Origin of the sequence: Gelidibacter sp. (assembly GCF_039916245.1) — a bacterium.
GTDB lineage: Bacteria > Bacteroidota > Bacteroidia > Flavobacteriales > Flavobacteriaceae > Gelidibacter.
Map to the genome: position 1 here is coordinate 1 of NZ_JBDSLS010000169.1, position 7,694 is coordinate 7,694.

The window sequence follows — 7,694 nt, forward strand, 5'->3', positions numbered from 1 at the left end:
AAGTGAGCAACCAATTTGACATCAGTTCCTATATCAGTTTAGTCCGCTCGGCATCTATTGCTGCGGGCTTGGTATTTGAGCTGCCCATAATTATCTATTTTTTAACCAAAATTGGAGTCGTTAATCCTCAAATGCTTAAAAAATATAGAAAATATGCTCTGGTGATTATCCTTATACTATCGGCGATCATCACGCCTCCTGATGTGGCAAGTCAGGTCATTGTGGCGATTCCTATCCTCATATTATATCAAGTAAGTATTTATATTTCTGCCATTGTAGTTAGAAACCAATCCCGAAAAGAGGGAAATAAAATCAAAAAACATGTCTGATATTGTCAAAGAATTTAATGAGTACCGCACCAAAATGAATGATAAAATTTTGGGTGATGACAACAATAAAATCATTAAACGTATTTTTAATTTAGATACCAACGCTTACGCGGAAGGTGCTCTGGATGTCAAAACCAAAGAATTACTTGGCTTGGTAGCTTCTGCGGTGTTGCGATGTGACGATTGCATTGCATACCATTTGGAAACGAGCTATAAGCAAGGTCTCACAAAAGCCGAAATCAACGAAGCGCTTGGAATTGCGACCTTGGTTGGAGGCACAATCGTGATTCCACATTTACGTCGGGCGTACGAATTCTGGGAAGCTTTGGAGGCCCAAAATTAAACTTATTATAAAAAAAATTGGTTTAATAACTGTCCGAAAGGATTATACTATTTTTAACCAATCAATTATATCTATGAAATTAAGCGCAACAAATTTAATGAAGTCCTACGGTGGCCGTCAAGTGGTCAAGGATGTTTCATTAGAAGTCAATCAAGGAGAAATTGTAGGCTTACTCGGCCCAAATGGTGCTGGTAAAACCACGTCATTTTATATGATTGTTGGCCTAATTAAACCCAATGGCGGCAAAATTTTTCTGGATAATCAGGAAATCACGAAATTCCCAATGTACAAACGTGCCCAGCACGGGATTGGTTATTTAGCGCAGGAAGCTTCGGTTTTTAGAAAATTAAGTATCGAGGACAATATATTAAGCGTGTTGCAAATGACCAAACTGTCAAAAAAAGAGCAGCAGGATAAAATGGAATCTTTGATTGACGAATTTGGATTGGGCCATATCCGTAAAAGTAGAGGCGATTTATTATCAGGTGGCGAACGCCGTCGTACAGAAATCGCACGTGCCTTAGCCACAAATCCTAACTTTATTTTATTAGATGAGCCTTTTGCCGGGGTGGATCCTGTGGCGGTTGAAGACATTCAACGCATCGTCGCGCAACTGACCAAAAAGAATATTGGCATTTTAATCACTGACCATAACGTTCAAGAAACCTTGGCCATTACGGACAGAACCTATTTGATGTTTGAAGGTAATATTCTTAAAGCCGGAAAACCTGAAGAATTGGCCGAAGATGAAATGGTACGTAAAGTATATTTGGGTCAGAATTTTGAATTACGTAAAAAGAAGTTGCATTTTTAAAGGCTGAACCTTTTTTGGATCATATTAACTTCTTGTTTGGATCTTGATAGGTGTTGAATACTGAGAAAACGATTATTTCATTGGCTCTGATTTCATAAATAATCACGAACGGAAATTTTTTCAATGGCAACTCTCTAAAACAGGGTCCTCTTTTTATTTGAAAAATAGCACCACCTTCTTTAAGTGCCAAAAAATAACTTTCCAAATAAGCTAAAAACTCTACTCCTACTCCTTTTTGTTTGGATTCGTACCAACCTAATGCAGTGTCAATTTCTTTCTGCGCAAGTGGAAGAATCACTAAACTATAATCCATACTTAGAATTCAGACTTCGCTTCACCTCTTCCCAACTCTTCCCTTCAACAGCACCATTCCAATATTGCTCACGATGTTCACTGATTAAATCATAGTGCTCATCTGGAACTTTAGAAATTGATTCAGAAGAATCTAAAGCGTCAAAAACACCTTCCAAAGCCTTGAGTTTATCATCATTTTTTATCATGACCTCAAATTGCCTAATCAGTTTCCTCCTTAATTTAAGTGTTTCCATAGTCTTTTTATTTTAACTAAAATACAAAATTAAACCGAAGCTTTCTTAAAATCGTAACTTACTGCCAACCTATGATATCTTCGCCATTGTTGGTGTTTTCCACCAACAACTTCATATAACAAAAACTCACTTCCTAATCAATCCAACAACCTTTTTAATCCCAGCAAAAACCAACAGAGCCACAAATCCAAAAGCGACACCCACAATAAACTCTCTGATAAGGGAAGGCCAAGTTTCTAAAAAATGATGCAGAAAATCTAGATTATGGATAAAAATACCACCAGCGACAAGCAATAAAGCAATGGTACCAATAACGCCTAAACTTTTGATAACCCAAGGCAAGGCGTTGACCAACAAATGTCCAAAAAAGTCTGATATACTTTTATCTTTATCGTTGAAGTTTATCAAACTATAACCAAAATCGTCCATTCTCACAATTAAAGCTACAATACCATAAACCCCAACCGTTGCAATCAATGCCACGATGGTAACTACTAAAATTTGGTTGAGAAGTGGAATCCCTATGACACTGCCCAAAGCAATAATCACGATTTCTACGGATAAAATGAAATCAGTAACAACGGCCGATTTAATTTTTGATTTTTCAAGTTCCAAAATTTCCCCCTCACTAAGATTCTCCTTCGATACATTTTCTGTTTTATGAGGATGCGGCACCAAATATTCATAAACTTTTTCGGCACCTTCGTAAGCCAAATAAATTCCTCCCAATATCAAAACCACTGTAACGGCAACAGGTAAAAAGGCACTTAACAAAAAGGCCACCGGCAGTATAATGAGTTTATTAACAAAAGAGCCTTTCGTAATGGCCCATAAAACAGGTAGTTCTCGAGAGGCCACAAATCCTGAAGCCTTTTCAGCATTAACGGCCAAATCATCACCCAGAATTCCGGCTGTTTTTTTTGTAGAAATTTTAGCCATGGATGCCACGTCATCCATAAGTGCTCCAATATCATCTAAAAGTGCAAAAAATCCTGAAGCCATCTATTTATGTGAATTAGGTATTAGACTACGCTTGTTAAATTAAGTATAAGGGACCTCTTATTTCGTCAGTGATTTCGAAAATAAAGACAGTAAAACATAAAAAACAATAATGATTGGGATTGCCAAAAACTTGAAAAGAACAATAAAGATCACACTTAAAATGATGAAAATATAACGTACTGCATTCGTTTTAAAACTCCAATCCTTAAATTTTAAGGCAAATAAGTTGACACTTGAATTGAGGATATAACAACTTAAAACCGTCATCACTATCAAAAACCACGGATTCAAAATAAATGCATTAATGGCATCACTATTTTGAAACTCCATAATCAATGGCAACGACACGATCAGAAGGGCGTTGGCCGGGGTCGGCAATCCTTTAAAAGAAGACTGCTGATCTTCATCCAAATTAAATTTAGCCAAACGATAGGCAGAAGCCAGCGTAATAAAAAAGCCCACAAAGGCTAAAGGCGCATAATGATGCAGACCTTCAAATAAGTTTGTGCTGCTCCAAAGCGCTTCAGAGTTTTCAGAAACCGGAGTTCCTAAAGACATATTCAAAAGCTTAAACATGACCACTCCAGGCACCAATCCACTGGTGACCATATCTGCTAAAGAATCTAACTGGAGACCCAATTCACTCTGTACATTTAATTTTCGGGCGAGAAGTCCGTCAAAAAAATCAAAAAAGATCCCTAAAAACATAAATAGGGCCGCACCCACAAAATAGTTTTGAACCGCTAATAAAACTGCGATACTACCTGAAAATAAATTGAGGAGCGTAATGATATTGGGAAGATGTCTTTTTATGGCCATGATATAATTTTCTGTAAAAATAGCAAACTATTTTTATAAGAATATGCTTAAAACCATTTATTGGAATCGTAAAGCATAAAATGTTGGGCAGATGCAGGAATTAATTAGAATTAAGTACAAAGAATTAAGTGCTAACGCGCTTGTGGAACGGGTAGGATCTAAATCACAACTTAAAATCTAAGCAATTAATCCGATTTATGCCCAAATAAATCCGTGAAAATCAGCCAAAATCAGCGTCATCTGCGTTCTATTACACCTCCAATTGGCAATAACACAATAAATAATAATAATAATAATAATAAATCATTGTTATCCGATTAAAAACTTCGTCGGCCTTCAAAAGTTATGGCTGATAAATAATTATCAAGGTTATATTCAACATGTCCTCATTTTTCAGTTTTGTTAAATGCTAACAACTTCGAATTTCCTGCTAGATTTAAAATTATAAAAGCTATGTTTTAAATATTTTGAGGTTTGTGTCTTGATTCTTGGTTCTAACAGCGAAGCGGTCTTGATTCTCTTCAAATCACTGACAAACACAATATCTACCACAAATTCAAGTTCAATAAAATAAAATATATTGTGCATCTTTGTAAAAATTCTGCGATTGAAAACGACTACTTTTATTGCGTTCTTTCTACTTACTATATTGACTTATGGTCAATCTACTCGCAAATACTCCAATGAGTTTATGAATATTGGGGTTAATGCCGCTGCCTTAGGGATGAGCAATGCTGTGGTATCGCAGACTTCCGATGTGAATTCCGGCTATTGGAATCCTGCGGGCTTGGTCGAACTCGAAAACAATCAAATGGCTCTCATGCACTCTAGTTATTTCGCAAATATTGCTAATTACAACTATGCTGCGTTCGCCATGCCTTTGGATGATAGAAGCGCCGTTGGAATTTCGTTAATCCGTTTTGGCGTAGACGACATTTTAGACACCACACAATTAATCGATGCCCAGGGCAATATTAACTACGACCGTATTCGTCTCTTTTCAGCTGCCGATTATGGCCTAACGTTTTCCTACGCACGAAAAATTCCGTTGGATGGTTTTAGCTATGGCGTCAATGCAAAAGTAATCCGTCGGATTATTGGGGATTTCGCTTCTTCATGGGGATTTGGTCTCGATTTAGGCATTCAATTCCAATCACAGAACAATTGGAAATTCGGAATAATGGCCAGAGATATTACCACGACTTTCAATGCCTGGACTTTTGATAAAGATAAACTCGCCACTATAAAAGATGCCGTTGAAGGTCAAAATCAGGAAGTACCGGAATCTACAGAGCTGACCATTCCTAAACTCCAATTGGGAATGTCTAAAAAATTTGTGTTCCACTATGATTATTCATTGGTCACTGCTTTAGATCTTAATGTGCGTTTTGAACAAAACAATGATGTCATCTCAACTTCAATCGCCAGTATTACACCATCTCTATGATTTGAATTTGGCTATACCGATTTGGTTTTTTTAAGAGCAGGTGTCGGTAATTTTCAAAATGAACTGCAACTGGACCATTCGGAAAACTTAACTTTTCAGCCTAATTTTGGCGTCGGCTTTAAATACCGAGGCATTGCCATCGATTATGCCTTTACGGATATTGGCGATCAAAGTGCCGCCCTCTACTCCAACGTCTTTTCTATAAAATTAGATTTTAGTGTTTTTAGATAGCCAGCTTCAATGATGTCATATTTAGTTTGTAAATTTCCACAATGAAACACTTCCTTTTAGCCCTATTTTCAGGATTACTTTTAGCCTTAGGTTGGCCAACCTACGGATTTCCAGTCTTCTTATTCATTGGATTTGTACCGCTTTTATTAGTGGAACGAAATATCAGGACTTCTGGTGTTAAATGGAAGAAATGGTCGATTTTCGGGTACAGCTATCTCTCTTTTGTCATTTGGAACTTTATAACCACCAATTGGCTGCAATATGCGGATGTATTTGGGGCCAGTTTCGCCATTTTGGTAAACTCCATGCTCATGGCATTGTTAATGGTCATCTATCACAGCATTGCCAATCGCGCCACAATCAACATCAGTCTCGTGTTTTTGATGTGTTTATGGATGGCTTTTGAAAAACTACATTTAGGATGGGATTTTTCATGGCCTTGGCTAAATTTAGGAAACGGCTTTTCAGAATATTTCACTTGGATCCAATGGTATGAATACACAGGAACTTTTGGCGGCACGCTATGGGTATGGCTCGTGAATATTTTGGTGTATAAACTGGTTCTGAAATATCAAGTTCAAAACTCTATAAAAAGCATTAAAACCAATGGCATTGTTATTTTGATTGTGATCGTTTTACCGATTTTAATCTCCTTGGCAATCTATTACACTTATAAGATTGAAGGCGAACAAATGAATGTGATTGCTTTGCAGCCAAATATTGATCCGTATTCTGAAAAATACAACGTGCCTAATGAAGATATCGCCGACTTATTATTGAAGTTGACTGACACCAAAATCACTCCACAAACCAATCTTGTCGTCGCTCCAGAAACAGTCTTTGCCGACAATGTTAAAATCAATCAGCTAGAAGAGGCTTATTTTAAAAGAAAGTTGGACGTTTATATTTCTGAACACCCAAATATCAGCATCCTAACCGGAATTTCTTTTGTCAATTTTATTACTGAGGAATCACTGGTGAAAAAGCAATCCAATTTCCATAAAAACGGCTTTTGGTATGACGACTACAATTCTGCCATGTTGCTAAAAACAAACGATAGTGTACAATTGTATCACAAATCTAAATTAGTCGTTGGGGTGGAAACACTCCCATATCAAAGCATTTTAAAACCTCTGATTGGCGACTTTATGATTGATTTGGGTGGCACCTTGGCCATGAAAACCACACAGGAAGAACGCAGTGTTTTTGATACAAACAATCCTAACTTAAAAGTGGCCCCCATCATTTGCTACGAATCGGTTTATGGCGAATTCGTCACCGGCTACATCCGAAATGGCGCCAGCGTTTTAGCCATCATCACTAATGACGCCTGGTGGGGCGAAACCCAAGGACATAAACAACATTTAAGCTATGCACGCTTACGCGCGATAGAAACACGTCGGGACATTGTGAGAAGTGCAAATACAGGAATTTCCGCACTGATCAACGCCAAAGGGGAAATCACTTCATCACTAGCCTATGGTACTCAAGGAGCTTTATCAGGAACAGTAACCGCCAATGACAAAATAACCTTCTACACAAGAGCAGGTGATTATATAGCGCGGATAGCGATTTTTATTGCACTATTTGTTTTTCTGATAACGATGTTTAGGAAGCCAAGAGTTTGAGGGGCGTGAGGCATCAGGTCTGAGGAATGAGGTCTGAGGGATTATGTAATCGGTATTCGAAATACTCCAATATTTGTAAATAATCAGAGATTTGAAGCCGGAGGAATTAAGTTGAAATTGAACTTCAAAAATCAAAAATCGTTAATCATCAATCGTTAATCAAACACTCCCTTAGCCAAAACTTAAACTTCATTATTCGATGTTCGATATTCAGTATTCCAACAGCGTCAATATCTGTAAATAATCAGAGGTTTGAGGCATAAGAAATTAAGTTGAAACTGAACTTCAAAAATCAAAAATCGTTAATCATCAATCGTTAATCAAACACCCTCTTAGCCAAAATCAAAACTTCATCATCCAGTGTTCCACCTTCGATATTCAGTCTTCCAACTACTCCAATATTTGTAAATAATCAGAGGTTTGAGGCATGAGGAATTAAGTTGAAACTGAACTTCAAAAATCAAAAATCGTTAATCATCAATCGTTAATCAAACACCCTCTTAGCCAAAATCAAAACTTCATTATTCAGTGTT

The 7,694-nt window shown here is 37.2% G+C and carries 8 protein-coding genes and 1 pseudogene; 5 read left to right on the top strand and 4 right to left on the bottom strand.

Translation table 11 applies throughout. From position 1 onward, the window contains the following. The 3 genes from ABIQ28_RS09000 to lptB all read left to right on the top strand — a co-directional run. Positions 1-329: twin-arginine translocase subunit TatC (locus ABIQ28_RS09000; protein ID WP_348036555.1), on the top strand; the 329-nt coding region annotated here is incomplete at its 5' end. Then, positions 322-672, top strand: coding sequence for a carboxymuconolactone decarboxylase family protein (locus tag ABIQ28_RS09005; protein ID WP_348036556.1), 351 nt, complete (start codon positions 322-324; stop codon positions 670-672). The genes ABIQ28_RS09000 and ABIQ28_RS09005, both read left to right, overlap by 8 nt. 73 nt (positions 673-745) lie before the next feature. Continuing rightward, positions 746-1,486, top strand: coding sequence for an LPS export ABC transporter ATP-binding protein (gene lptB / locus ABIQ28_RS09010; protein ID WP_348036557.1), 741 nt, complete (start codon positions 746-748; stop codon positions 1,484-1,486). A 19-nt stretch (positions 1,487-1,505) separates the two neighbouring features. Here lptB and ABIQ28_RS09015 read toward each other — a convergent pair whose 3' ends face one another. The 4 genes from ABIQ28_RS09015 to ABIQ28_RS09030 all read right to left on the bottom strand — a co-directional run bounded on the left by ABIQ28_RS09015 (position 1,506) and on the right by ABIQ28_RS09030 (position 3,855). After that, entirely contained in the window at positions 1,506-1,799 is a 294-nt protein-coding gene (locus ABIQ28_RS09015; RefSeq protein WP_348036558.1) for a type II toxin-antitoxin system RelE/ParE family toxin, read from the bottom strand. Next, positions 1,789-2,034: a hypothetical protein gene (locus ABIQ28_RS09020; RefSeq protein WP_348036559.1), complete on the bottom strand. Its 246-nt coding sequence runs from the start codon at positions 2,032-2,034 to the stop codon at positions 1,789-1,791. Before ABIQ28_RS09020 ends, ABIQ28_RS09015 begins: the two co-directional genes overlap by 11 nt. Before the next feature lie 126 nt (positions 2,035-2,160). After that, positions 2,161-3,036: a DUF808 domain-containing protein gene (locus ABIQ28_RS09025; protein ID WP_348036560.1), complete on the bottom strand. Its 876-nt coding sequence runs from the start codon at positions 3,034-3,036 to the stop codon at positions 2,161-2,163. Between the two features lie 57 nt (positions 3,037-3,093). After that, a complete protein-coding gene (locus ABIQ28_RS09030; RefSeq protein WP_348036561.1) occupies positions 3,094-3,855 on the bottom strand; it encodes a CDP-alcohol phosphatidyltransferase family protein in 762 nt (253 codons plus the stop codon). A gap of 691 nt (positions 3,856-4,546) precedes the next feature. On the opposite strand from ABIQ28_RS09030, the pseudogene ABIQ28_RS09035 reads away from it, so the two are divergent. Next, positions 4,547-5,533: pseudogene (locus tag ABIQ28_RS09035) on the top strand (PorV/PorQ family protein). Positions 5,534-5,574: 41 nt separating this feature from the next. After that, positions 5,575-7,161: an apolipoprotein N-acyltransferase gene (gene lnt / locus ABIQ28_RS09040; RefSeq protein ID WP_348036562.1), complete on the top strand. Its 1,587-nt coding sequence runs from the start codon at positions 5,575-5,577 to the stop codon at positions 7,159-7,161. Positions 7,162-7,694: the final 533 nt, after the last annotated feature.